The following is a 24,524-nucleotide window of genomic DNA, read 5'->3' as shown; positions in this document are numbered from 1 at the left end:
AGGTGACCATGCGCGGCAGGCGCGGCAGCAGGCGGGCGGGGAAGGGATGGAGGCCCGGGCCGCTCGGACTTGTCACTTCAGCGCGTCAGAACGTCAGCAGCGTCGTCACCTTGTCGTGCCCCAGGCGCTTGTGGCCCTGGAGGAAGTCGAGGGTGATGAGGAAGCTGAAGCCGACCAGCTCTCCACCCAGTCGCTTCACCAGCTTCGCGGTGGCCTCCGCCGTCCCGCCGGTGGCGAGCACGTCATCCACGACCAGCACGCGCTCGCCCTGGAGGATGGCGTCCTCGTGCATCTCCACGCCGTCCGCGCCGTACTCCAGCGAGTAGCGCTCGACGATGGAGCGGTGGGGCAGCTTGCCCGGCTTGCGCGCGGGGACGAAGCCGGCGCCCAGCGCCAGGGCGATGGGGGCGCCCAGGAGGAACCCGCGGGCCTCCACGCCGACGACCTTGGTGAGGTGCTGACCCCGGAATGGCGCGGCCATGGCGTTGATGACCCGGCCGAACAGGCGCGGGTCGGCGAGCACGGGGGTGATGTCCTTGAAGACGATGCCGGGCTTGGGGAAGTCGGGCACGTCGCGCAGGCGGGCGTTCAGGTCGGCGACGAGGGTGGTGTCGGGGATGCTCACGGCGGGCGCGGTCATTCGAAGACCTCCGGGTTGACGCAGTGGGGTGGCCGCCGTCCCTCCAGCGCGGCCAGCAGGTTGTCCACCGCCATGGAGGCCATGCGCCCCCGGGTGGCATGTGACGCGCTGGCGATGTGCGGCGCCAGCAGGATGTTGGGCAGGGTCATCAGCGGGCTGTCCGGAGGCAGGGGCTCGGGGTCCGTCACGTCCAGGGCCGCCCCGCCCAGTCTTCCGTCGCGAAGCGCATCGACGAGCGCGTCCTGGTCTACGACTCCGCCGCGCGCCGTGTTGACGAGCAGCGCCCCCGGCTTCATCGCCGCCAGCTCCGCGCGTCCCACCCAGTGCTTCGTCGCGGGAGTCAGCGGGACATGCAGGGTGAGGATGTCCGCTTCGGCCAGGAGCGTGGCCTTGTCCACCTGGTGGGCGCCCGTCTCCGCCTCCAGCGCGGGCTTCGGCTCGCGGCTCACGTACAGGATGCGCATCCCGAAGCCCCGGGCCCGCCGGGCCACCGCCGAGCCGATGGCTCCAGGGCCGACGATACCCAGGGTGGCGCCGTACACGTCCGTGCCCAGGAGGAGGGTGGGGCTCCAGGTCCGCCACTTGCCCGCCCGGACGAAGGCGTCCGCCTCCGCCACGCGCCGGGCCAGCCCCAGAATCAGGGCGAAGGCGAAGTCCGCGGAGGTCTCCGTGAGGGCGCCCGGGGTGTTTCCGACCGCTACACGCCGCTCGGTGCAGGCGGGGACGTCGATATTGTCGTAGCCGACAGCCACGTTGCTGACGGCCCGGAGCCTCGGAGCACAGGCAAGCAGGCGGGCGTCCACCCGGTCCGTCAGCAGGGTGACGAGCCCCTCGGCGAGGGCCGCCTGGGTCAGCAGGGCGTCACGGGAAGGTGGCAGTTCCTCCTCCCAGACGGACAGGTCCACGTGCCTGCTCAGTCGGCCGAGGGCCTCTCCAGGGAGCTGGCGGGTCACGAAGACACGGGGGCGGACGGTCCGGGCCATGGCGAGCGTTGATGGTCTCATAGCCTGATGTCGGTGGCTGCTTCCGCTGGCCGACTCATCCAAATTTCCCGCGAGCGGGAGCCCTCTTGCTGTGCTAGTGGCAGGGGTTCCCCGGCGCTTAGGAGCCAGGGGCCTGTGCCAGCCGTGCAATCCACCGCCGACATCCGAGACGCCCTCCCTCCTCAGGACACCCAGTGGCTCAGGGCCCTGAAGGCTGAAGTCCAACCCACCATCTTCAAGCAGGGCCGTGAGGTGGCGGAGTCCCGCCGCGTCTTCGGGCTCCAACGTGAAGGTGACCACATCCGCGCGCAGGTCGCCGGCTCCACGGGCGAGCGCTATGAAGTCGTGCTCGCGCTGGGAGACGGTCGAGCCACGTCCACCTGCACGTGTCAGTCGTGGAACGTCGATGGTCCCCACTGCAAGCACGTGGTGGCCGCCGCGCTCATCTACGCCGCGCGCTTCCGGCCGCCTCCCCGGCCGCAGCCGGTGGTCACCACCCCTGTCGAATCCGCCGCGCCCAACGGCAACAACGAGGTGGTGGACAACGAAGTCCCCGTGGAGCCGGAAGGCCCTCCGGTGGACGCCGTCAACCTGCCCGCGCTCGCCAAGGTGGAGAGCTGGCTGGGCCTGTCCTCCCAGCCGGATTACGAGTTCTTCTACCGGCTGACGGCGGCGAACACGAACTCGGGCAGTCGCCAGTGGGTCGTGGACGTGCGCCGTCAGGACGCGCAGACCAAGGGCCCCATCCACGTCAAGCGGACCCTCCAGACGGGGGGACGCATCTCCCCGGCCGACGAGCGCGTCTTCATGGCGTTGTCCCGCCACGAGCATCGCTACGACTCTCGCATCGTGCTGTCCGACGAGGAGCTGAGCGAGGCGATGGACCTGCTGCGCCAGCGGCGGGTCATCTACCGGGGCACGGCGCTCATCAACACGGAGGTGCCCATCCGTCCGCAGATTCGGCTGGAGTCCCGGCCGGATGGCGCCACAGCGCGCATCGAGCTGCTCTTCCCGGACGGGCTGAGCTACTCGCTCAAGGACGTCATCATCCTGTCGGGTCGGCGCACCTGGGTCATCCAGGCGCAGAACCTCCACCCCGTGGAGCCCGACTTCCCGCCCCGGCTGCTGCGCAAGTGGCTGCTGGAGCCCAGCATGTCCTTCCCCTCGGGACAGCTGGACCGGGTGCTGACGTTCTTCGCCGCGCACCTGCCGCGCTTCCGCATGTCGCTGAAGGCGGACGACATCGAGGTGGACGAGGCGGTGGAGCCGCACTTCGTGCTCACGCTCGAGGGCACTCCGGAGCGCGTGAAGGTGCAGCTGGCCGCCCGCTACGGGCAGACGACGGCGCCGGTGTCACCCACGGCCACGCACCTGGGCTACGCCAGCGGCGTGGGCGGGGACAGCCGCAAGCTGTACCGCCGTCGAGAGGACCTGGAGCGCGCCGCGGGCAAGCTGCTCTTGGATTTGGGGCTGCGCTTCGAGGCGCAGGCGCAGGTCTTCGACGCGACGGGCGACGTGGCGCTGGAGTTCTGGGCGCGCGGGCTGGCCTCGTTGCCGGCGGAGTGGGAGCGCTTCGGGGTGCAGGCGCCCAAGGTGCGGCTGCGTCCGAAGCTCAAGCCGCGCATCCGCGTGGGCATGAGCGGCGTGCAGTGGTTCGACCTGGACGCCGAGTTCGTCACCGATGACCAGGCAGTGGACCTGGGCGCGGTGCGCATGTGGCTGGACTCCGGCCGCAAGTTCGTGCCGCTGAAGGACGGCTCGTTCGCCGAAGCGGACCCGGCCGAAATCAAGCGCGTGGCGGACCTGCTCGAAGAGGCCGGTGCGCTGCCAGGGCGCTCTCGCACGCGGCTGCCGCTGCATCAGGCGGTGGCGTTGGACCTGCTCGCGGACCTGGGTGAGTTCACCGAGGTGGAGGCCAAGGCCCGGCAGGCGATGCTGGAGCTGCGCGAGACGGCGGGTGTTCCGAAGGTGGCGGTGCCCGAGGGACTCCATGCCACGCTCCGGCACTACCAGGAGGCGGGCCTGTCCTGGCTCTGGTTCCTGCGCCGCCATGGCCTGTCCGGCATCCTCGCGGACGACATGGGCTTGGGAAAGACGGTCCAGTCGCTCAGCCTCCTGCAGAAGATGGCGAACGAAGAGGGGCGCAAGCCGTCGCTCGTCGTCGCGCCCACCAGCGTGCTCGCCAACTGGGAGCGCGAGGCGGAGCGCTTCACGCCGGGCCTCAAGGCCATGGTGTGGCACGGGCAGGACCGCAAGGAGCGCGCCGAGGACTTGAAGGACATGGACCTGGTCCTCACGTCCTACGCGCTGGTGCGAAGGGACTTGGATCAGCTGTCCCAGGTGGGCTTCCGCTTCGTGATTCTGGACGAGGCGCAGAACATCAAGAACGCGGACAGCGCCACGGCGCAGGCGTGCAAGTCGCTTCCGAGCGACACGCGCCTGGCGCTCACCGGTACGCCGCTGGAGAACCGGCTGTCGGAGCTGTGGAGCATCTTCGACTTCCTCATGCCGGGCTTCCTCGGCAGCGCGGACAGCTTCAGCGACAGGTACGAGCAGCCCATCCAGGTGGCGAACGACGCCTCCGCGAGGGACAGGCTGCGCCGGCGCATCCAGCCCTTCATCCTGCGTCGCCTGAAGACGGAGGTGGCCAAGGACCTGCCGCCGAAGACGGAGAGCGTCGCCTGGTGCGAGATGGAGCCTGGTCAGGCCGCCCTCTACCGCGAGGTGATGGACGAGAGCCGCCGCAAGGTCAGCGAGAGCATCGAGAAGGTCGGCTTCAAGCGCAGCCGCGTGTCGATTCTCGCCGCGCTCATGCGGCTGCGGCAGGTGTGTTGTGATCCACGCCTGCTCAAGATGCCTCCGGGCACGCTGTTGCCGCCCAGCGCCAAGGTCGAGCGCTTCATGGAGCTGGTGGAGGACCTGGTGGCGGAAGGCCACCGGGCCCTGGTCTTCAGCCAGTTCACGGAGATGCTGGAGCTGCTCAAGCAGGAAGCGGACAAGAAGGGCCTGCGCTACCTCTACCTGGACGGTCGCACCAAGGACCGCATGGGCAAGGTGGACGAGTACAACCGCCCGGACGGACCGCCCCTGTTCTTCATCTCCTTGAAGGCGGGTGGCACCGGCCTCAACCTCACCGCGGCCGACTACGTCATCCACTTCGACCCGTGGTGGAACCCGGCCGTGGAGGACCAGGCCACGGACCGTACGCACCGCATCGGTCAGACGCGCGCCGTCATCAGCTACAAGCTGATTACTCGCGGCACGGTGGAGGAGAAGATCCTCTCCCTCCAGCGCCGCAAGAGAGACCTCGCCGCCGGAGTGCTCGGTGGAGAGGGTGACGAGATGGCGCGGACGCTCACCGAGCAGGACATCCAGGAGCTCTTCACCGAGAGTCAGTCCTGAGACGGAGGGGATGGTTGGGGTTCCGACGGAACCCCGCCCTCCCCCCGCCCGCCATCCGTGCGGCTGAACGGAACGCCTGTGCAGTGTCAGGGGGACCTGTTAGGGTGTTCAGTGCCAGGGCCGTCGTACGGACATTGGAGGGCGCGCGTGCTGCTGGGTCTGCGGATTTCGAACGTGGCGGTGATCGAGGAGGTGGAGGTGGCGTTCGGAGCCGGCCTCACCGTCCTCACGGGTGAGACGGGTGCGGGCAAGTCCATCCTCGTGGATTCATTGGGCTTGCTGCTGGGAGGCAGGGCGGACGCGGATGTCATCCGCGCCGGCTGCGAGGAGGCGTCCGTGGAGGGCGTCTTCGCTCGCACGTCGGTGCTGGGCGCGCGCCTGGAGGAGCTGGGCCTTCCGGACCTGGGCGAGGAGGTGCTGGTGCGCCGCGTGTTGGGGCGCACTGGAAGGGGCAAGGTCTACGTCAACGGCGCCCTCGTCACGGTGGGGGTGCTGGCCAAGCTGACGCGAGGGGCGGTGGACCTCGCGGGGCAGCACGAGCACGTCAGCCTCTTCGACTCGGGCCTGCATCGGGTGCTGCTCGACAGGTACGGGGAGGTGGAGGAGGCGCTCGCGACCTACTTCGGGGAGTACTCCGCGCTGCGGGAGGTGGACGCGCGCATGGAGGCCCTGGGTGGGGACGAGGCCAAGGTGCGGGAGCGCGCGGAGTTCCTGCGCTTCCAGCTCGACGAAATCACGCGCATCGACCCGGAGTCCGGCGAGGACGTGAAGCTGGACGCCGAGCGCAAGCGGCTGTCGAGCGCGGAGAAGCTCAGGCGCCTGGGGTCGGAGGCGGAGCTGCTCGTGGCCGGGGAGGAAGCCTCGGCGCTGGAGACGGTGGGCCGGGCCCTGGGCCTGGTGCACGACGCGGTGAAGTGCGACGCGACGCTTTCGCCGGTGGCCCAGTCGCTGAGCACGGCCCTGTCGGAGCTGGAGGAGGCGCAGCGGCGGCTCAACCGGTACGTGGAGGGGCTGGAGTCGGACCCCGGGCGGCTGGCGGACGTGGACGAGCGGCTGGATGGCCTCAAGCGGCTGTGCCGCAAGCACGGCGCCACGCTGGACGGCGTGCTGAAGAAGCGCGGCGAGCTGGAGACGGAGCTGGGCACGCTGGAGAACCGCCAGGAAGTGCTCGAGGAGCTGGCCACGGAGCGGCGCAAGGTGGAGGAGCGGGCGCGCAAGGCGGCCCGGGCGCTGTCCAAGGCCCGCACGACGAGCGCCGTGGCGTTCTCCGCGCAGGTGCGCGAGGGCCTGGGGCACCTGGCCATGGGCAAGGCGGCCTTCGAGGTGCGCGTGACGCCCGGGGAGACGCTGCGTCCGGATGGCGCGGACGAGGTGGAGTTCTTCTTCAGCGCGAACCCCGGCGAGCCGGCCCGGCCCCTGGCGAAGGTGGCCTCGGGCGGTGAGGCGAGCCGGCTGCTCTTGGCCCTGAAGCGGGCCCTGGCGGGCAGCGACGCGTGTGGCTGCTACGTCCTGGACGAGGCCGACGCGGGCGTGAGCGGCGCGATTGCGGACGTGGTGGGGCGGATGATCAAGGAGGTGAGCGGTCACCGTCAGGTGCTCTGCATCACCCATCTGCCCCAGGTGGCGGCCTACGCGGACGCCCACCTGCTCATCCGCAAGGCGGTGAAGGCGGAGCGAACCGTCTCCCAGGTGACTGTTCTGGCGGCGGGCTCGGACCGCACGCAGGAGCTGGCCCGGATGATGTCCGGCGTGGAGGTCACCCGGGAGGCGCTGGGCGCCGCGGAGGCCCTGGTGCGCTCGGCCCACCGTTCCCTGGGGGCGCCGAGGACTCGGAGGGAGTCCGGACCCGAGGGCGGACCCCGTGGCCGCCTCCGAAGATTGGCTTGACGCGCTGCAAGGTCATCCGTGTCCTTGCCCCATCGGTGGGTCTCACATAGCATCATTGGTGTGTCCAACACCGCAGGGCAGACCGCGGCCTCCCGCCTGAAAGTTGTTTCCGCTGGCCTGACGGATGTCGGGCGGAAGCGCAATCACAACGAGGACAGCTTCCTCATCGACGATGAGCTCCAGCTCTACGTCGTGGCGGATGGAATGGGCGGCCATGCCGGCGGCGGTACTGCGTCGCGCATCGCCGTCGAGACCATCGACAAGGAGCTCCGGCGGGCTCGGGAGGGCAAGGACAATCCGTTCCTGTCCGTACCGAACCTGCAGGACTCACCGATACCGGAGGCCCTGCGCACGGCCGTGGAGAAGGCGTGTCTCGCCATCTACACGGCGGCGCAGGAAGACCCACGGCTGTCGGGCATGGGCACCACGGTGATTTCGCTCGTGGTGCGCGAGGAGCACGCCTTCTTCGCCCACGTGGGCGACAGCCGCGCGTACCTCATCCGAGGCGACCTCATCCAGCAGATCTCCGAGGACCACTCGCTGGTCAACGAGCAGATCAAGGCCGGGATGATTACGCCGGAGGAGGCCAAGCACTCCCGGTACAAGAACATCATCACCCGCTCGGTGGGCTTCGAAGAGGAAGTCCAGGTGGACGTGATGGGGCTCGTCTCCGAGCCCGGCGACGTGTTCCTCCTGTGCTCGGACGGCCTCGCCAACATGCTCGAGGACCGCGAAATCCACGAAGTGGTGGCCCAGGCCCAGCGCTTCGAGGACGTGCCCAAGCGCCTCGTCGACTTCGCCAACGAGCGTGGCGGCGACGACAACATCACCGTCATCGTGGTGCGGGTCGCCCCCTGAGGTCCCCGGCCCCGTGGCCGACAAACACCGCGTCAGGTCACTGTTGACCTTGACACTCTTGGAAACTGAATGGTAGCTGCCCAAACGTTTCCAATCCGGGCAGACGTCGCCCGGAGACGAAGTCGGCGGGGTGTGGCGGTGGGGGGAGGTGTTGGGCGACAGGGAGCGACTTAGCTTCTGGCGCCGGATGTCCCACGCAAGCAGGGAGCTGTCCCGTGGCGAAAAAGTCCTTCACGTTGATGGTGATCCCGGACCATGACGCGCCGGTGAAGCGGTACACCATCCAACGCTCGTTCCTGATGCAGGTGGGGATGGGGTTGATGCTGGTGGTGGGACTGAGCGCGGGTGCGAGCATCCACTACTTCCAGGTGGCGGCGGACGCCTCCGAGAACCGCATCCTCCGCGAGGAGAACCTGACGCTGCGCTCGCAGCTCAAGTCGGTGCGGGAGCGAATCGAGCACATCGGCTCCACGTTGGACCGGGTGGAGCGCTTCGACCAGAAGCTCCGGGCGATGACGCTGCTGTCGGACCCGCAGCGCAACCTGGCGATGGGCCCCACGGAGCCGGAAGCGGGCACCCAGGTGCCGGCGACGGACACCCAGTTCACCCAGCTGACCACCACCGAGACGCCCAAGCTGCTGATGGGGCGCCTGGACAAGCTGAGCGCGGAGGCCACCCGTCAGGAGCAGAGCCTCCAGGAACTGCAGGCGTACTTCCAGGACCAGAAGTCGCTCTTGGCCTCCACGCCGTCCGTCTGGCCCGCGCGCGGTTGGGTGACGAGCGACTTCGGTCAGCGTGTGGACCCGTACACCGCCGACCGCGTCATGCACGCGGGTCTCGACATCGCCGCACCGCACGGGAAGGAAGTCTTCTCGCCGTCGGACGGCACGGTGGTGTTCGCGGGCCTTGAGGGTGGCTACGGCAACGTCATCGTCGTGGACCACGGCTACGGCATCAAGACGCGCTACGGCCACCTGGCGAAGATGCTGGTGAAGGCCGGTGACAGGGTGAAGCGCGGCTCGCTCATCGCCGCGGTGGGCAACACGGGCCGCTCCACTGGACCGCACCTGCACTATGAGGTCCGCGTCAACGGCATCCCGCAGAACCCGCGCAAGTTCATCCTCGAGGAGTAGTCCTCGGGGTGTGGTGCCTCCCGAGCCCGGCTCGGGAGCGTGGCTGTCCCAGGGACGTCGGGCCCTTGAGGCTCGCCCCCGGGGCCCTGCTTCCTTCCCTCAGCGTGACAGCGTGGCGGGCCCGGGGATGGACGCATCCAGCCGGATTCGTCGCTGCTGGAGCCCGTCGGCGCGACCGCTGCGCTGCATGACGTGGGCGCGCTCCAGCTCCGCCCAGAGCAGCGGCCCCAGCACCTGCCAGTGCGAGGGCGAGTCCACCGTCACCTCCAGCAGGCTCACCGTCCAGCTCGGCGCTTCCGTGTCGGGAGTGCCCTCGGGGAGGACGCGGCGCACGTCGCGCGAGAGGCGCTCGTGGGTGGGGCCGGCCAGGTCCGCGCTCACGGTGAGCTGGGAGGTGGGGACCAGCAGCGCGGCGAAGGCGTCCGGGTGGAGGCGAAGCACCTTGGCGCCGGGGTACTGCGCGGCGAGCGACTCCACGGTGGCGCGCAGAATCGCGTCGCCGGTGGCGAAGCCGAAGCGGGCGTTGAGGGAGATCATCTCCTTCACGTCCGCGATGACCGCGCCCACGCGCCACCCGTCATGGTGCGCGTGCGTGGACAGGTCGTACTCCTCCTTCAGGAGGTTGCCCTGGGTGAGCGCGGGCACCTGGAGCGCGCCCGTCTTCGGGTCCGGGTGGCCTCGGCGGGCCTGCTCGGCCTGGAGGAGCACCTCGACGGCGGCCTGCACGGGCGCCTGGGGGCTGCGGGTCAGCACCCAGGGGTGGAGGGCGATGAGGGCGGTGGCGGTGGCGTCGTCGAGCGGATAGGGCATCTGACTCGCATCTCTAGCGCGTCACGAGGACGCGCGCAGGGGCTTCCCGTCAGCGCAGCCGGTGGGCCGTCACCGTCACCTCATCCCGGTCATGGTAGAGCTGCCGGACGGTGAGGCCCTCCCAGCCGCCCTCCTCGACGAGCGTGTGGCGAACGCGCAGGAGGATGGGGTTCTTGTCCTTCATGGGCAGCTTGATGTTGGCGACGAGGTGGCTCGCCCAGCCCCGGCGCCCCCACTTGGCCAGCAGCTGGGCCACCTCCAACGGCCGCCAGGCCATGTCGCAGAAGAGCCAGTCGGCGCTCTCCTCGGGGGCGTAGGAGAAGGCGCTCTCCTGGATGTGCTTCACCCGGCTGTTCGAGGCGAGCTCGGGCATCAGCTTCGCCGGGTCCACCGCCACGACCTTCGCTCCCCGGGCCACCAGGCGCTGCGTCCACCCACCGGGCGCCGCGCCCAGGTCCACGCAGACATCGCCCCGTCCCGGCTCGAAGGCCAGCCCATCCAGCGCCTCCTCCAATTTCATGGCGGCCCGGGAGGGAGACTCCACCTCCCGGCGCATCCGCTGCCGTCCACCGGGGGCCAGGGACAGCGCCTCCCGCGCGGAGACGGCGCCCACGGCCGTCACGCCGTCGGGGGCCACGCACAGCGCCACCAGCCGGGCGCCGGACTCCCGGGCCCGCGCCGCGTCCTCCAGCAGCCGCTCCGCCGGCAGTCGCGCGCGCACCGCCGCCTCCAGCGCCTCCGCGGGGGCCGCCAGCGTGTTGCCCCGAGGGCTGTCGGGCGTGAAGGACTGGAGGACCCAGGGGCCCGCTCCTGGCAGGGCGAGGATGGCCCGGGCCGCCGCGTCGGCGTGGGCCTCCGGGGTGCCAGGAGGAAGGGCGGCGACCACCCGCCAGGCGGCGCGCGCGAAGGCGGGGACCAGCCCGGGCTGCGAGTCGCTCTCCACCAGGGCCTCGCCAAGCAGGCGAGGGGCCATGCCGGCCCAGGCCAGCTCCTCGAAGAGGTGGGATTCGAAGCCGGCCCGGCAGGTCCACAGCCACCGCCCGACCTGGGGAGGCTGCGTCTGTGCGGGCATGGGGGGAATGCGCGCCCTGGGAGGGGCGGGCGGAGGGGGCGGCGCGGTGCGTGCAGGGGCCGCCTTACCCTGGGTGGGGGCGGGCTTGCGGTGGGAGGGCGGCGCCGGGCGGTCAGGGCGACGAGGGGACTTCGAGGGGGCGCCCCGGGCAGGCCGGCGGCGGGGATTTCGCGGAGGGGACATTGCGTGGGCTCCTTTCCGCTTTACTCTGAACCGATGCGCGCTGGGCAACCGGCCGAGAGGAAGTTTCAAGAGGCGCGCGTGGTTTCCCACCAAGCCTCCCTTACATCTCCAGGGATTTCCCTTCACTCGCCGCCGTCCTTCGAGGATTCTCCGGCCGCGAGAGAGTCAACGAATGATCGAATGGACGCTGAAGAAGCTCATCGGGACCAAGAATGAGCGCGAGCTCAAGAAGGCCCGCGAGAAGGTCATCCGCATCAACGAGCTGGAGAGCCGGATGCGGGCCCTCAAGGACGAGGACTTTCCTGCCGAGACGGCTCGGCTGAAGCAGGAGATTCAGAACGGGAGGCCGCTCGACAGCATGCTCTTCGAGGCCTTCGCGCTCATCCGTGAAGGCGCGCGCCGCGAAATCGGCCAGCGTCACTATGACGTCCAGCTCATCGGCGGCATGTTCCTCCACGAGGGGTGCATCGCGGAGATGCGCACCGGTGAAGGCAAGACGCTGACGGCCACCCTGCCTTGCTACCTCAACGCCCTGTCCGGGCGCGGGGTGCACGTGGTGACGGTGAACGACTACCTCGCCCGCCGCGACGCGGAGTGGATGGGGCGCGTCTACAAGTTCATGGGCATGACGACGGGCTGCGTGCTCCACGAGCTGTCGGACAAGCAGCGCCAGGACGCGTACCGCTCGGACATCACCTACGGGCAGAACAACGAGTTCGGCTTCGACTACCTGCGCGACAACATGAAGTTCCGCCTGCAGGACTACGTCCAGCGCGAGCTGAACTACGCGATTGTGGACGAGGTGGACTCCATCCTCATCGACGAGGCCCGCACCCCGCTCATCATCTCCGGTCCCACCGAGGACAGCACGGACAAGTACTACCGGGTGGACCAAGTCATCCCCGGCCTCGTCCCGGACCAGGACTTCACCCTGGACGAGAAGCACCGCTCGGTGTCCCTGACGGACGACGGAATCGAAAAGCTGCAGAAGCGGCTGGGCGTGGGCAACCTCTACGACCCGGGCGAAATCGAGACGCTCCACCACGTCGAGCAGGGCCTGCGCGCGCACACGCTCTACAAGCGCGACAAGGACTACGTGGTGAAGGACGGCGAGGTCGTCATCGTCGACGAGTTCACCGGCCGCCAGATGCCGGGCCGCCGTTGGTCCGACGGCCTCCATCAGGCGATTGAGGCCAAGGAGGGCGTGAAGATCGAGAACGAGAACCAGACGCTGGCGACCATCTCGTTCCAGAACTACTTCCGCATGTACACCAAGCTGTCCGGCATGACGGGCACCGCGGACACGGAGGCGGAGGAGTTCGCGAAGATCTACAACCTGGACGTCCGCGTCATCCCGACCAACCGCACCAACGTCCGCAAGGACCAGCAGGACGTGGTCTACAAGACGGAGCGCGAGAAGTTCGAGGCGGTGGCGGCCCAGATTGAAGAGCTGCACAAGAACGGGCAGCCGGTGCTGGTGGGCACGGTGTCCATCGCCAAGAGCGAGGTGGTCGCCAACTTCCTGAAGAAGCGGGGCGTCCCCCACAACGTGCTCAACGCCAAGCAGCACCAGCGCGAGGCGGACATCGTCGCGCAGGCGGGCCGCAAGGGCGCCGTCACCATCTCCACCAACATGGCCGGCCGTGGAACGGACATCCTCCTGGGCGGCAACGCGGAGGTGCTCGCCAAGGCCTCCGTGGGCCCCCCGCCGGAGGCTCCCGAGCCCCTGCCGCCCCCGGCGGATGGCACCGCGCCGCAGGTGGACCCGATGGTGGCCTACCAGGAGGCGCTGGCCGACTGGGAGCAGCGGCTCGTCGCCGCGCAGGCCCGCCTGGAGACGGAGACGAAGCAGGAGCGCGAGGAGGTGATGAAGGCCGGCGGCCTGTTCATCATCGGCACCGAGCGCCACGAGTCGCGCCGCGTGGACAACCAGCTGCGTGGCCGCGCCGGTCGCCAGGGTGACCCTGGCGCCAGCCGGTTCTTCCTCTCGCTCGAGGATGACCTGATGCGCATCTTCGGCTCGGAGCGCATCCAGGGACTCATGGAGCGGCTGGGCATGGAGGAGGGTGAGGTCATCGAGCACATCTGGCTGTCCCGAGCGATTGAAGGGGCCCAGAAGCGCGTCGAGGGACACAACTTCGACATCCGCAAGAACCTGCTCGAGTACGACGACGTGATGAACCAGCAGCGGCGCACCATCTACAAGCTGCGTCGCCAGGTGCTGGCCGCGGGCGCGGGCGTGCCCCTGGTGGAGTTCACCGAGGACCCGAAGACGCGCGTGAAGAGCCGCTCCGAGCGGATGGTGAGCTGGGCGGACTTCAAGGAGATGGTCCTGGACGCGCTGGAGGACGTCATCGTCACCACCGTGGACACGTACGCGCCCACCAAGGGCTCGGACGGGTGGGACCTGGATGCCCTGTCGAAGAACGTGAAGGAGACGTTCGACCTGGAGATGGGCTTCGAGGGCGTCGGCAACCGCGACGAGCTCCAGGACCACATCTACAAGGCGGCGGAGAAGGTCTTCCGCACCCGCGACGAGGAGTTCGGCGAGAACTTCCTGCGCTTCCTCCAGTACAACTACCTGGCGACCATCGACCGGCTCTGGAAGGAGCACCTGCTGGGCATGGACCACCTGCGCCAGGGCATCGGCCTGCGTGGCTACGGCCAGAAGGACCCGAAGCAGGAGTACAAGCGCGAGGGCTACCAGGGCTTCATCCAGACCCTGTCCGCCATCAAGGCGCAGTTCGTCTCGCAGCTCATGCGCGTGCAGCCCCGCTCCGCCACCAACGCGGAGGAAGAGGCCGTCCGCATCCAGCGCCAGCTGGCCCAGCAGCAGCGCAAGGCCGTGGAAGGCCGTGGCACGGCGGAGGGCAAGCTGGACGAGGCCTCCGTGGCCGCGGCGGCCCGTCCGCCCGCCGCCCAGCAGGGTCCCCGCGTGGGCCGCAATGACCCGTGCCCCTGCGGCAGCGGTCGCAAGTACAAGAAGTGCCACGGCGCGGCGGAAGCCAGCGTCTAGTCGGCCCTTCTTGGGACGTCGGGAGCAGGGCGCCGGCGCGGCGCCGCCCGGGGTTGTCGGGCGGCGGGCCGCGCCGGTCCTCTTTCCAGCGCTCGGCCCCGCCCTCGGGGGGCCTGGAAAGGGCGCCAGGAGGGCGGCGGGGCGGGCATGAGCCTTCTTCCCGCCACGGCGGTGAAGCGAAGCTTGCGCCGCCGGGAAGGGTTCTGTTAAGGACCCCCCGCCTCGTAGTCTGGGGTCGAGGGTGTCAACCCCGAGTCGTACCCACTTCACACACGCCCGTGCCGGTCGCCGGTGCTCTCGTGAGTGGAGGACTTCCTGCGAAAGGAGGGTCCTCGCTCCCGGAAGTCACGGCCGGAGCAACACCCGGGTGTGGCGGAACAACCGGAGAAACACATGTCGATCGACACGCAGGAAACGCAGACGCAGCAGCAGGCCATGGCCGCCGCCGGCGGCATCACGATGCGGCAGCTCCTGGAGGCCGGCGTCCACTTCGGCCACCAGACGAAGCGCTGGAACCCGAAGATGAAGCCCTACATCTTCGGTGCCCGCAACGGCATCTACATCATCGACCTGCAGAAGACGGTCTCCATGGCCCGTTCGGCGTTCCGCTTCGTGGCGGACGTGACGGCCCGTGGCGGCACGGTGCTGTTCGTCGGCACCAAGAAGCAGGCGCAGGACGTCATCCGCGAGGAGGCCGCTCGCGCCGGTCAGTACTTCGTCACCAGCCGCTGGCTGGGTGGCACGCTGACCAACTTCAAGACCATCAAGCAGGGCATCGACCGGCTGAAGACGCTGGAGAAGATGGCCGAGGACGGGACGTTCGACCGTCTGCCCAAGAAGGAAGTCGCCTCCCTGGAGCGCGAGCGGGAGAAGCTGGAGAAGAACCTGGGCGGCGTGAAGGAGATGTCGAAGCTGCCCCGCTGCGTCTTCATCATCGACCCGAAGAAGGAGCACATCGCCATCCACGAGGCGACCCGCCTGGGCATCCCCGTGATTGGCCTGGTGGACACGAACTGCGATCCCGACGGCATCGACTTCGTGATTCCCGGCAACGACGACGCCATCCGCTCCATCAAGCTCTTCACCTCGAAGATCGCCGAGGCCTGCATCGAGGGCGCCGCCCGTTACCGCGCGTCTGGCGCGGCGGAGCGCGACGAGCAGGAGGAGCGCGAGGGCCGTGATGACCGTCGCGACCGTGACGACCGCCGTGGCCCGCGCCGCGACAACCGGGATCGCCGCGGTGGCGACCGCGGTGGTGACCGTGGCGGCGGCGAGCGCCGGGGTCCCCTCGTGGAGATGAAGGGCGCTCCCGTCGTCGCCGAGCAGCCCGCGGCCGAGGCTGTCGCCTCCGAGGGTGGCGAGGCGGCGAAGGAGTAGTCGCCTCCCGCTGCACCTCAGGTTTCGTGGCGGCCGGGTGGCGCATCAGAATGCCTGCGACCCGGCCGTCTCTTTTTTCTGCTGTAGCGGTATCCCCTTGAACCCCGATGCTCCGCCCGGCGCCTGGCGCCCTCGTGACGGTGGAGACAGGAGCCGAACATGGCCGAAATCACGGCCCAGATGGTGAAGGACCTGCGCGAGCGGACCAGCGCGCCCATGATGGACTGCAAGAAGGCGCTCACGGAGACGGGCGGCGACTTCGCGAAGGCCGAGGAGTGGCTGCGCAAGAAGGGCATCTCCAAGGCGGCGGGCAAGGAAGGTCGCGTCGCGGCCGAGGGCCTCGTCGGCACGTACGTCCACGGCGGCCGCATCGGCGTGCTGGTGGAGGTCAACTGCGAGACGGACTTCGTCGCCCGCAACCCTGACTTCCAGGACCTGGTGAAGGAAGTGGCGATGCAGATCGCCGCGGCCGCCCCCAAGTTCGTCCGCCGCGAGGAAGTCCCGACGGACAACATGGACAAGGAGCGCGAGATTCAGCGCGACCTGCTCAAGCAGCAGGGCAAGCCCGAGGCGATGCTGGACAAGATCCTCGTCGGGAAGATGGAGAAGTACTACGAGCAGGTCTGCCTCGTGGACCAGCTCTGGGTGAAGGACGACAAGAAGAAGGTCGGTGACATGATCACCGAGCGCGCCGCGAAGATTGGCGAGAAGGTCTCCGTGCGCCGCTTCGTCCGGTTCGAGGTGGGTGAGGGCATCGAGAAGAAGAAGGACGACCTCGCCGCCGAAGTCGCCAAGACGCTGGGCCAGGGCTGAGCCGTCTTCCGGCCCTCCCCGGGCCGTGAAGGGTTTGCCGTCGGGCCCTGAGGGCCGCGCGCTCCGTACCCCTGAGAAGGGGACGGGGGACGCGGCCCTCGCCTTTTGCGGGCCCTTCCGGCCCCTCCAGGCGATTGGCATCTGACGGTGTGAGCCGCGGTGTCCGACTCGGGCGTTGATATGGCGGCAGGCGGGGGATAGAAGCGGACGCGCATGTCCTCCGACACGACCCAACCGCTCCGCTTCAAGCGCATCCTCCTCAAGCTCTCGGGCGAGGCCCTGATGGGAGAAGGGAAGTACGGCATCCACCCACCCACCCTCAGTGGCATTGCCGACGAGGTCATCAAGCTGGCCGCGGCCGGCGTGGAGGTGGCGCTCGTCATTGGCGGAGGCAACATCTTCCGCGGCGTGGCGGGCGCGACGGAGGGGATGGACCGGGCCAGCGCCGACTACATGGGCATGCTGGCCACGTGCATCAACTCCATGGCGATGCAGGACGCGCTGGAGAAGAAGGGCATGCACACGCGCGTGCTGTCCGCCATCAAGATGGAGCAGATCGCCGAGCCCTACATCCGCCGGCGCGCGGTGCGCCACCTGGAGAAGGGGCGGGTGGTGATTTTCGCCGCGGGCACGGGCAATCCGTACTTCACGACGGACACGGCCGCGTCGCTGCGCGCCATGGAAATCAACGCCCAGGTCATCCTCAAGGCGACGAAGGTGGACGGCATCTACAACGCGGATCCGAAGAAGGATCCGACGGCGCGCCGCTACCGCTCGCTGACGTACATGGACGTGTTGAAGCAGAACCTCAACGTGATGGACTCCACGGCCATCTCGCTGTGCATGGACAACAAGCTGCCCATCATCGTCTTCGACCTGACCGTGCCGGGAAACATCCAGCGCGCGGTGCTGGGGGGCGGAGAGATTGGTACCGTCGTGGGCGGCAACGAGACGGTCTGGGCCTGACCCCTCGCATTCATCCCGACTCGTGTTCAAGGAGAGCTCGCATATGAGCGGAGACGTCGTCGTCGAATTGAAGGGCCGTATCGACAAGTCCCTCGAGGACCTCAAGCGGGAGCTGACCAAGGTGCGCACCGGGCGCGCCAGCACCGCCATCCTCGACAACATCCGGGTGGACTACTACGGCACGCCCACCCCGCTGTCCGGCGTGGCCAGCGTCAGCGCCCCGGAGCCCCGGCTCATCATCATCAAGCCTTGGGAGAAGACCGTCCTGAAGGAAATCGAGAAGGCCCTTCGCGAGGCCAACCTCGGCATCAACCCGATGAACGACGGGGAGATGATTCGCCTGCCCTTCCCGCCGCTCACCGAGGAGCGCCGCAAGGACATCGCCAAGCAGGTGAAGACCAAGGGTGAGGACCACAAGGTCGCCATCCGCAACATCCGCCGTGACGCCAACGAGGCGCTCAAGGTGCAGCTGAAGGACAAGAAGATCACCGAGGACGACCACAAGCGCATCTCCGAGAAGGTCCAGAAGGAGACCGACGGCGGCGTGGCCCAGGTGGATGAAATCATCAAGAAGAAGGAGAAGGAGGTCATGGAGGTCTGATGGCCTTCGTGCTCCTCGCTGAGCCCGCCGCTCCGGTGGCGGGTGTCTTGCGCCGGTTCCTCGAGGGAGCCGGCCATGAAGTGAGCTGGGTGGCCAGCGCGGACGAGGCTCAACGCGCCTCGCGAGTGCGGCCGCCCGCGGTGGTCCTGGCCTCGGGGCTGGGGCCGCTGGATGGAGAGGCGCTGTGCCGGAGCCTGCGTGCCCAGGGGCTCCAGGTGCCCATGCTGCTGGTGTACCCGCCGGACGAGGAGCAGGCCGACGAGCGCGCCACCCAGGCCGGCGCGGATGGCAGCCTGGTGGGGCCCCTCAAGCGCGTCACCGTCCTGACGTGCGTCTCGCTCCTGCTGCAGCGCGAGGAGGCCCGGCGCGCCGCCGTGGCTCCTTCCGCGCCGTCTCCCGCTCCGACACCGGTGGTGGAGCCCGAGGCCCGACGCGCCAGCCGTCCGGAGCCGGCCGCGGCAACCGGCGGCACGTCGGCGGACTTCGAGTTCCTCAAGCGGCTGATGCTGATGGAGGTGAAGCGCAGCCGGCGCTACCGCTACCCCATTGCCCTGCTGATGGTGGAGGTGGACCGCTTCACTGAGCGGGCCGCGGCGCTGTCACCCACGGCGAGGCGTGGAGCGCTGGCGGAGACGCTGGGCCTGCTGGTGGAGGGCGTGCGCGACATCGACGTGGCCGTGCCCTTCGCGGACAGCCGCTTCGTCGTCTTCCTGCCGCACACGCCTCGCTCGGGTGCGAGGGTGGTGGCGGAGCGCCTGCGGGAGAAGCTGAAGGCCGTGCAGGGCCTGCCTCCTGGCACCGCGTCCGTGGGCGTGGCCGTGTCCGAGCCTCCCGCCGGCAACAAGAGCGCGCCACCGGGCGCCCCGGGACAGCAGGTCAGCTTCGGCGGGCTGTTGAAGGACGCGGGAGACGCGCTGCGACGCGCGCAGGCGGCCGGAGGTGACTGGGTGGAGGTGGCCAGCGACGCCGCCAGCCGGACTCAGGACGGGTAGATGAAGTCCACGTCGCTGATGTCGTGCACGACGTCGGCGACGAAGCGGAACAGCTCCAGGCCGCGTCCCTTGTCGTCCTGCCAGGTGCCGCTGGCTTCGTCGTAGTTGAAGTGGATGCCCTGGCCTCGTCCCGCCACCCAGATCTGCTTCACGGCGCGCTGGGTGTTGACGATGCACTTCTCCCGGGAGCGGGAGGTGAGGGTGAGCATGTCACCCGTGCTCTCCGCCTCCAGGATGTCCGGGTCGATGGCATCCGCGGCCGCAATCATCCGCTTGAAGACGGCGGCCACGAGCTGGTTGTAGCGGGCTTCGTCCATCATGGCCGTACGGGCCTCACTGGATGACGTCAAGCACCTGCTGGCCAGGGGCCGCGTAGAACAGGAACTTGAAGTGCGGCGGCGTCTCGCTCTCGATGCGCTCCAGCGCGATGACGGTGCCCGGGTTGACGGGCTTGGGGAACGACTGCATCCCCAGGAGATGCGCGGCGAGGGCGCCCATGGACGGCTGGTGGCCGACCAGGACCAGGTTCTGGTCCGCGTGCTCCGCCAGCACCGGCTCCACAGCGCCCACCGGCATGTCCGGGAGCAAGCTGCGGTGCGCCTTCAGCAGGCCCTCGTGCTTCGTCGCGAACGACAGAATCTGCGACGTTTGCATCGTGCGAGCCACAGGGCTGGTCAGGATGAGGCCGATAGGGCCCATGCGCTCGGACAACGATGCGAAGTGTGCGGCGGTGCTTGCCCGAGCCTTCGCTGTGAGCGCGCGCGCCTCGTCACCGAGACCCTCGGGGATCTCAGCGTCCGCGTCGCCGTGCCTAACCAGGAAAATCCTCAAAGTCCCTCCACCGGTACGACAGGACCGCGGTTCGTACACGACCGCAGCCGGGTTGGTCAAAGGTAATGCGGCGATTGTTCAGTGGCCGCAACAACCTCCGCATGGCAGACAGGAGTTGGCCGCCCTCCGCCGCATGCGTCCGCGCAGCATACAGCGGGGACTGACGTGCCGTGTCTCTCAGGAGGAGTCTGGATGCGCAAGGCGCTGTGGGTCCTGGCCGGGCTGTTGGCCTTCTCGGGCTGTAAGAAGGATGGGGCCACGGGTAGCGATGCACCCGGGGTGGTGGATGGCGGTGGCGTCGCCGGCCTGGAGGCCGAGGAGGCGAGCGGCGCGGGCCCGTATGTGGTGACGCCCGAGAAGCTGACGGCCTACGTGGACTACCAGCGGCGGATGCTGGAGGTGTACGGCTCCCAGGTGAAGGGGCTCCAGGGGTTGGGCGCGCTGGTGGATGCGGGCACGCCGGAGGCCATGGCGGAGGTGCGCGCGGGCCTCAAGGTGGTGGAGGCGAAGGCCAAGGCGGAGTCGGAGGCGCGCGCGCAGGCGGGGCTGAGCGTGAGCGACGTCAACGGGCTGGCCGAAGTGGTGACGGCCGTCGTCAGCCAGCGGCAGCTCGGGCGCACGCTCCAGTACGAGGAGGAGCTTCGGAAGCTGGAGGAACTCCAGGAGAAGCTGCCGCCCGAGCAGCGCCAGGAGCTGGCGGCGCAGGTGGCCTCCATGCGTCAGCAGGTGGAGTCGTTCCAGAAGCTGACGGACGTGCGACGTGAGTACGGCGACGCCAACGTGGACGTGGTCCTCACGCGCGAGGACGAGCTGATGAAGAACTACCAGGAGATGCTGCGAGTCTTCACCGGCACGCGCCGGTGAAGACCCGGGAAGGCACCGGCCTCAGACGCGCTTGAGGTGCGGGGCCTTCTTGAGCAGCTGCGCCAGGTACAGGTCGGCGACCTTCTCCATCACCGTGTTGCCGCGCAGGCGCTGGTTCAGGTTGACGAAGTCCACCTGGTCCAGCCGCTGGTCCTGGTTGTAGCAGGAGAACACCCACGTCTCCTTGCCGGTGCGCGGGTCCACGTGCCGCTGGAGGCACTGGGCGCAGATCTCCTTCATCATGCACTGCATCGGCGAGTTGATGGAGCCGATGGCCTCGTGCTCGGGCTTCAGGTACGGCTGGAGCACCTTGTGCCGGGCCTCGGCCACCGCGCGCATCATCCGGTCCGAGCCGATGGCGATGATGCGGTCGACCTCCGACAGCGGGATGAGGCCGGGCGTGGCGAGCTTGCCCTCGGCGTAGGCCACCATGGCCTGCACCACGTTGCCCCGGAAGGCGGCGTCCTGGGGACGGCGCGGCTCAATCAAGTCGCCGCTGTCCACGGACCACACAATCTGGTCCGTGCCGGCCTCGATTTCGTCGTGCTTGAAGGAGTCCGACTTGAGGCGGTACGCGGCGAAGTAGACGACGCGGCAGCCGGCCGCCTTGAGCGAGCGGGCGATGGAGAAGAGCACCGCGTTGCCCAGGCCACCGCCCACGAGCACCACCGTCTCGTTGTGGCCAATCTCCGTGGGAGCGCCGGTGGGGCCCATCAGCACCACGGACTCTCCTGGAGTGAGCGCGGCGCAGAGGCGCGACGAGGAGCCCATCTCCAGGACGATGGTGCCCATCAGTCCCTTCTCCTTGTCCACCCACGCGCCAGTGAGGGCCAGGCCCTCCATGGTGAGGCGCATGCCGTCGACGACGGGCGCGTTCCGCTCGAAGTTCTGGAGCCGGTAGAACTGGCCGGGCTGGAAGTGGCTGGCCGCGAAGGGCGCCTTCACCACGACTTCGACAATCGTCGGCGTCAGGCGGGTGACGGACACCACGGTGGCGTTGAACGCCGCGTCCAGCTTCGCGAAGTGCGCGGCGCGCAGCTCCTCGCGCCGGGCCTGGGCGACCTCGTCGTCGAAGTCGAGCGCCGCCACCTCCTTCGCGTACAGGCGCGCGACTTCGGAGTAGCCATCCTTCGCGCTGGCCATGGCCTTCACCACGTTGCCCGCGTACGTCGGGTGATTGTCTCCGTAGAAGGAGATGAAGTGCCCGTCCTTCGCGTACGAGGTGAAGAAGCCCACCTTGGAGTCCAGGTCCTCGCTGGCCTCCACGGGCTCCAGCGTGAAGCCCTGCTCACCGTCCACCAGGGAGTAGCCCTGGAAGTAGTCGCCGCCCTCGTCGAGCTTGAAGGTGCCCGGGTACTCGCGCTCGTACGTGACGTTGGGCGAGGTTCCAGCGGCCACGCACACCGTGCGCGCTGGCAGTTCGAAGAACTGGCCGCTGCCCTTGAGCTTGCCGTCCACCGTCACCATGCGCTCGAAGCGCAGCGCTCGCACCGCGCCCGTCTCGTCCTGCAGCGCCTCCACCGGACTCATGCGCTCGATGAAGCGGATGCCCTCCTCCAGCGCCTTGGACACCTCTTCGTGGTTGAGGCGGTAGGCGGGGGACTCGGTGAGGCCGCGGCGGTAGGCCAGGCTGACGCCGCCCCACGCGCGCACCAGCTTGATGAAGTCCGGGGTGCGGCCCTCCGCCTTCGCCTGCTCGCGCTCGGCGCGCACCGCGCGGCCGTGCTCCAGGAAGGTCTGGTAGGTGGCGCGCTCCTCGGCGTCCAGCCTCGCGAGGATGGCCTCGTCACCCAGCTCCGCGGAGAGCTTCTCGTGACGGGCGAGCGCCTTCTCCACCTGCACCGGGTAGTACGCCATCAGCTCCGTGGCGGTGTCGACGCCGGTGAGGCCGCCGCCGATGACGATGGCGGGCAGCTGCACCTGGAGGTTCGCCAGCGAGTCCTTCTTGAAGGCCCCCGAGAGCTGGAGCGCCATGAGGAAGTCGCTCGCCTTGCGGATGCCCCGGATGAGGTTGTTCTTCATCCCGATGATGGTGGGACGTCCGGCGCCCGCGGCGATGGCGATGTGGTCGAAGCCCAGCTCCCACGCGTCCTCGATGGTGAGCGTGCCACCGAAGCGCACGCCGCCGTGGATGCGGAAGCCCTCGCGGCGCGCCAGCGTCAGGTGGATGAGCGTGAGGAAGTTCTTGTCCCAGCGCACGGTGATTCCGTACTCGGACACGCCGCCGAAGCCCTCCAGCACGCGATCATCCAGCTCGCGCGTGAGCGAACGCCAGTCGCGGATGGGCTTGAGGGCGTGGCCGTTGCGGCCGGCCAGCTCGTCGGAGAACGGCTCGATCTTGAGGCCGTCCATGCCGGTGACGCCGAAGCCCTCGTTGAGCAGGTAGTGCGACAGCGTGTAGCCGGCGGGACCCAGGCCCACCACCAGCACGTTGCGACCCACGTAGGGCAGGGCGTACGGACGGCGGATGTTGAGCGGGTTCCAGCGCGTGAGCAGCCCGTAGATTTCGAAGCCCCAGGGCAAATCCAGCACGTCCGTCAGCGCGGCCGTCTCCGCGAGCGGGATGTTCACCGGCTCCTGCTTCTGGAAGATGCACGCCTTCATGCAGTCATTGCAGATGCGGTGGCCGGTGCCGGGGCACATCGGGTTGTCGAGGGTGATGACGGCCAGCGCCGCGAGCGAGTTGCCCTCGCGCTTGAGCAGGTGCGCCTCGGAGATGCGCTCGTCGAGCGGGCAGCCCGTGAGGGGGATGCCCAGCGGGTTCTTCTTGTAGCTGTGGCCCTCGGCGACCTTGTCCTTCGCGGGGAAGCCCTTGGAGCAGGAGTCCTTCTGGCGCTCGTGGCAGAGCACGCAGTAGTCCACCTCGTTCATCACGTCGCGCGCGGTGCCTCGGCGGTCGGTGAGCTTGAAGCCGTCGCGGTGGCGGAGGTGGTGATGCAGGCCCTCGGTGGCCTCGGGCAGCTCGGCGTCCGGACGCTGGAGCTGCACCAGCTGGTCGAACACCAGCGGCTTGGGGATGCGGTGGGTGGGCCAGGTGTGGAACTGGTCCTTGGTCTCCGGGTGCAGCGCGCGCGCGTAGGTCCAGCGGTCCGCCAGGGACAGCAGCGCGCGGACGGCCTGGAGCTCCGCGGCGTCATCGCCCTGGGCGACGAGGCTGGAGCCGAAGGCCTCGCGACCTTCTGGCGTGGCCGTCAGCGAGGCGCGCAGCGCGGACCAACGGGCGCGCAGGGCCTCCGCCTTCGCCTGCTCCTCGGCGGGCAGGTTGCCGGAGAACATGCGCTCCAGCTCCATGAGGCTGAGGACGGACTCGGCGAGGCCGCGCTCGAAGTCGCCCATGGAGAGCGCCTCCGGGAAGCCGAGCTGGAGCAGCAGCCGCATGCGGCCATCCAGCGACGGGAACTCGGCGAGCGACGGACGGTCCGGGGCGCCCTTCTTGAAAACGCGGCGGGTGATGAACTCGCGCTTGAAGTCGAAGAGGGGCAGCTCCCCCTTCAGCTGGCCCATCTGCCGCTCCAGCTCCTGGTCGACGCGGAAGAGCTGGGAGACGAAGCCCGACACGTGCCGGGCCACGCGCACCAGCAGGTCCGACTCGGCGGGGCCGGTGAGGCTGGTGCCGCCGGACTTGCGGTACGCCTCGAAGGACTTGAAGAGCTCGGGCTCGTCCTCTGCGAGCCGCGCGTCGAAGCTCTGGGCCAGCCGGCGCAGTCCGCGCGGACGGTAGAGGTCTTCGAAGGTGAAGCCCGGCAGACCCAGTTGAAGGGAGGGGCCAGGGTCGGAGGGCAGGTCGGTCAGGGCGCGCATATCACTGAAGGTGTAGGAGGAACCCGGAGCAACGGCTCGCGTGCGGGGCCTATTTCGCGGTGAGCCGCCCGGAAAGCAAGCGGCCTCGCGACGCCGCGTGAAACCAGGCGATGGGAGGGAGTGACTCTGCTGGAGTTGTAACGCGCGAGCCCGACGTCAGCCTCCCCGTCCGCCTTGTCCTTGGGGGCAGGAGCTTGCTCTGGGGGTACGACGGCACACCGCGCCATGTATTGAGGTGCCCGCACAGGGGGGCGGCTGTGTGCCGACCGCCTCGGATTTCCGCTGGGAGCGTGCT

18 protein-coding genes are annotated in these 24,524 nt (G+C 69.0%); 11 read left to right on the top strand and 7 right to left on the bottom strand.

Going from position 1 to position 24,524, the window contains the following annotated elements; translation table 11 throughout:
- Positions 1 to 85: 85 nt before the first annotated feature.
- Both LZ199_RS05715 and LZ199_RS05710 read right to left on the bottom strand, forming a co-directional pair.
- Positions 86 to 640, bottom strand: coding sequence for an adenine phosphoribosyltransferase (locus LZ199_RS05715; RefSeq protein WP_253992626.1), 555 nt, complete (start codon positions 638 to 640; stop codon positions 86 to 88).
- A complete protein-coding gene (locus LZ199_RS05710; protein WP_253992625.1) occupies positions 637 to 1,623 on the bottom strand; it encodes a 2-hydroxyacid dehydrogenase in 987 nt (328 codons plus the stop codon). The genes LZ199_RS05715 and LZ199_RS05710 overlap by 4 nt, the downstream gene beginning before the upstream one ends.
- Before the next feature lie 135 nt (positions 1,624 to 1,758).
- On the opposite strand from LZ199_RS05710, the gene LZ199_RS05705 reads away from it, so the two are divergent.
- The 4 genes from LZ199_RS05705 (at position 1,759) to LZ199_RS05690 (ending at position 8,903) form a co-directional block, all read left to right on the top strand.
- Complete coding sequence (locus LZ199_RS05705) at positions 1,759 to 5,025, top strand: DEAD/DEAH box helicase (protein WP_253992624.1); 3,267 nt, start codon at positions 1,759 to 1,761, stop codon at positions 5,023 to 5,025.
- A 147-nt stretch (positions 5,026 to 5,172) separates the two neighbouring features.
- Positions 5,173 to 6,912 (top strand): DNA repair protein RecN, encoded by a 1,740-nt coding sequence (gene recN, locus LZ199_RS05700; RefSeq protein ID WP_253992623.1) that lies wholly within the window; start codon positions 5,173 to 5,175, stop codon positions 6,910 to 6,912.
- 60 nt (positions 6,913 to 6,972) lie between these two features.
- The gene (locus tag LZ199_RS05695; protein WP_253992622.1) at positions 6,973 to 7,770 is read left to right on the top strand and encodes a Stp1/IreP family PP2C-type Ser/Thr phosphatase; all 798 of its coding nucleotides are present in this window, start codon (positions 6,973 to 6,975) and stop codon (positions 7,768 to 7,770) included.
- A gap of 215 nt (positions 7,771 to 7,985) precedes the next feature.
- Positions 7,986 to 8,903, top strand: a complete 918-nt coding sequence (locus LZ199_RS05690) for a M23 family metallopeptidase (RefSeq protein WP_253992621.1) — start codon at positions 7,986 to 7,988, stop codon at positions 8,901 to 8,903.
- A gap of 99 nt (positions 8,904 to 9,002) precedes the next feature.
- Here LZ199_RS05690 and LZ199_RS05685 read toward each other — a convergent pair whose 3' ends face one another.
- Together LZ199_RS05685 and rlmM are read right to left on the bottom strand one after the other, a co-directional pair.
- A complete protein-coding gene (locus tag LZ199_RS05685; protein ID WP_253992620.1) occupies positions 9,003 to 9,713 on the bottom strand; it encodes a GGDEF domain-containing protein in 711 nt (236 codons plus the stop codon).
- Between the two features lie 49 nt (positions 9,714 to 9,762).
- On the bottom strand, positions 9,763 to 10,785 hold the full coding sequence (rlmM, locus tag LZ199_RS05680; protein ID WP_253992619.1) for a 23S rRNA (cytidine(2498)-2'-O)-methyltransferase RlmM: 1,023 nt from the start codon (positions 10,783 to 10,785) through the stop codon (positions 9,763 to 9,765).
- Positions 10,786 to 11,140: 355 nt separating this feature from the next.
- On the opposite strand from rlmM, the gene secA reads away from it, so the two are divergent.
- The 6 genes from secA (at position 11,141) to LZ199_RS05650 (ending at position 18,733) form a co-directional block, all read left to right on the top strand.
- Positions 11,141 to 13,984 carry a preprotein translocase subunit SecA gene (gene secA / locus LZ199_RS05675; RefSeq protein ID WP_253992618.1) on the top strand — a complete coding sequence of 948 codons (2,844 nt, stop codon included), beginning with the start codon at positions 11,141 to 11,143 and terminating at the stop codon, positions 13,982 to 13,984.
- Between the two features lie 393 nt (positions 13,985 to 14,377).
- Entirely contained in the window at positions 14,378 to 15,361 is a 984-nt protein-coding gene (rpsB, locus tag LZ199_RS05670; RefSeq protein ID WP_407667170.1) for a 30S ribosomal protein S2, read from the top strand.
- A 159-nt stretch (positions 15,362 to 15,520) separates the two neighbouring features.
- The gene (gene tsf, locus LZ199_RS05665; protein WP_253992617.1) at positions 15,521 to 16,174 is read left to right on the top strand and encodes a translation elongation factor Ts; all 654 of its coding nucleotides are present in this window, start codon (positions 15,521 to 15,523) and stop codon (positions 16,172 to 16,174) included.
- Positions 16,175 to 16,387: 213 nt separating this feature from the next.
- Entirely contained in the window at positions 16,388 to 17,140 is a 753-nt protein-coding gene (gene pyrH, locus LZ199_RS05660) for a UMP kinase (RefSeq protein ID WP_253992616.1), read from the top strand.
- Positions 17,141 to 17,183: 43 nt separating this feature from the next.
- The gene (gene frr / locus LZ199_RS05655) at positions 17,184 to 17,741 is read left to right on the top strand and encodes a ribosome recycling factor (RefSeq protein WP_253992615.1); all 558 of its coding nucleotides are present in this window, start codon (positions 17,184 to 17,186) and stop codon (positions 17,739 to 17,741) included.
- Positions 17,741 to 18,733: a diguanylate cyclase gene (locus tag LZ199_RS05650; protein ID WP_253992614.1), complete on the top strand. Its 993-nt coding sequence runs from the start codon at positions 17,741 to 17,743 to the stop codon at positions 18,731 to 18,733. The genes frr and LZ199_RS05650 overlap by 1 nt, the downstream gene beginning before the upstream one ends.
- Here the strand turns inward: LZ199_RS05650 and cyaY are convergent.
- Together cyaY and LZ199_RS46050 are read right to left on the bottom strand one after the other, a co-directional pair.
- Complete coding sequence (cyaY, locus tag LZ199_RS05645) at positions 18,721 to 19,053, bottom strand: iron donor protein CyaY (protein ID WP_253992613.1); 333 nt, start codon at positions 19,051 to 19,053, stop codon at positions 18,721 to 18,723. The genes LZ199_RS05650 and cyaY overlap by 13 nt on opposite strands.
- A 13-nt stretch (positions 19,054 to 19,066) precedes the next feature.
- Positions 19,067 to 19,564 (bottom strand): SixA phosphatase family protein, encoded by a 498-nt coding sequence (locus tag LZ199_RS46050; RefSeq protein ID WP_256568863.1) that lies wholly within the window; start codon positions 19,562 to 19,564, stop codon positions 19,067 to 19,069.
- Between the two features lie 192 nt (positions 19,565 to 19,756).
- Here LZ199_RS46050 and LZ199_RS05630 point away from each other — a divergent pair, with 192 nt between their 5' ends.
- On the top strand, positions 19,757 to 20,428 hold the full coding sequence (locus tag LZ199_RS05630; RefSeq protein WP_163861409.1) for a hypothetical protein: 672 nt from the start codon (positions 19,757 to 19,759) through the stop codon (positions 20,426 to 20,428).
- Positions 20,429 to 20,449: 21 nt separating this feature from the next.
- Here the strand turns inward: LZ199_RS05630 and LZ199_RS05625 are convergent, their stop codons facing one another.
- Complete coding sequence (locus tag LZ199_RS05625; RefSeq protein ID WP_253992612.1) at positions 20,450 to 24,229, bottom strand: FAD-dependent oxidoreductase; 3,780 nt, start codon at positions 24,227 to 24,229, stop codon at positions 20,450 to 20,452.
- Positions 24,230 to 24,524: the final 295 nt, after the last annotated feature.

It is taken from the genome of Myxococcus qinghaiensis, assembly GCF_024198215.1.
GTDB lineage: Bacteria > Myxococcota > Myxococcia > Myxococcales > Myxococcaceae > Myxococcus > Myxococcus qinghaiensis.
The sequence above is the reverse complement of the archived record's forward strand: the minus strand, read 5'-3'. Positions and strand labels throughout refer to the sequence as shown.

Excerpts from the sequence above, each read along its gene's own strand:
- LZ199_RS05715 (WP_253992626.1), bottom strand. The coding sequence starts at position 640 with ATGACCGCGCCCGCCGTGAGCATCCCCGACACCACCCTCGTCGCCGAC.
- LZ199_RS05710 (WP_253992625.1), bottom strand. The coding sequence starts at position 1,623 with ATGGCCCGGACCGTCCGCCCCCGTGTCTTCGTGACCCGCCAGCTCCCT.
- LZ199_RS05685 (WP_253992620.1), bottom strand. The coding sequence starts at position 9,713 with ATGCCCTATCCGCTCGACGACGCCACCGCCACCGCCCTCATCGCCCTC.
- rlmM (WP_253992619.1), bottom strand. The coding sequence starts at position 10,785 with ATGCCCGCACAGACGCAGCCTCCCCAGGTCGGGCGGTGGCTGTGGACC.
- secA (WP_253992618.1), top strand. The coding sequence starts at position 11,141 with ATGATCGAATGGACGCTGAAGAAGCTCATCGGGACCAAGAATGAGCGC.
- rpsB (WP_407667170.1), top strand. The coding sequence starts at position 14,378 with ATGTCGATCGACACGCAGGAAACGCAGACGCAGCAGCAGGCCATGGCC.
- tsf (WP_253992617.1), top strand. The coding sequence starts at position 15,521 with ATGGCCGAAATCACGGCCCAGATGGTGAAGGACCTGCGCGAGCGGACC.
- pyrH (WP_253992616.1), top strand. The coding sequence starts at position 16,388 with ATGTCCTCCGACACGACCCAACCGCTCCGCTTCAAGCGCATCCTCCTC.
- frr (WP_253992615.1), top strand. The coding sequence starts at position 17,184 with ATGAGCGGAGACGTCGTCGTCGAATTGAAGGGCCGTATCGACAAGTCC.
- LZ199_RS05650 (WP_253992614.1), top strand. The coding sequence starts at position 17,741 with ATGGCCTTCGTGCTCCTCGCTGAGCCCGCCGCTCCGGTGGCGGGTGTC.
- cyaY (WP_253992613.1), bottom strand. The coding sequence starts at position 19,053 with ATGATGGACGAAGCCCGCTACAACCAGCTCGTGGCCGCCGTCTTCAAG.
- LZ199_RS05630 (WP_163861409.1), top strand. The coding sequence starts at position 19,757 with ATGCGCAAGGCGCTGTGGGTCCTGGCCGGGCTGTTGGCCTTCTCGGGC.
- LZ199_RS05625 (WP_253992612.1), bottom strand. The coding sequence starts at position 24,229 with ATGCGCGCCCTGACCGACCTGCCCTCCGACCCTGGCCCCTCCCTTCAA.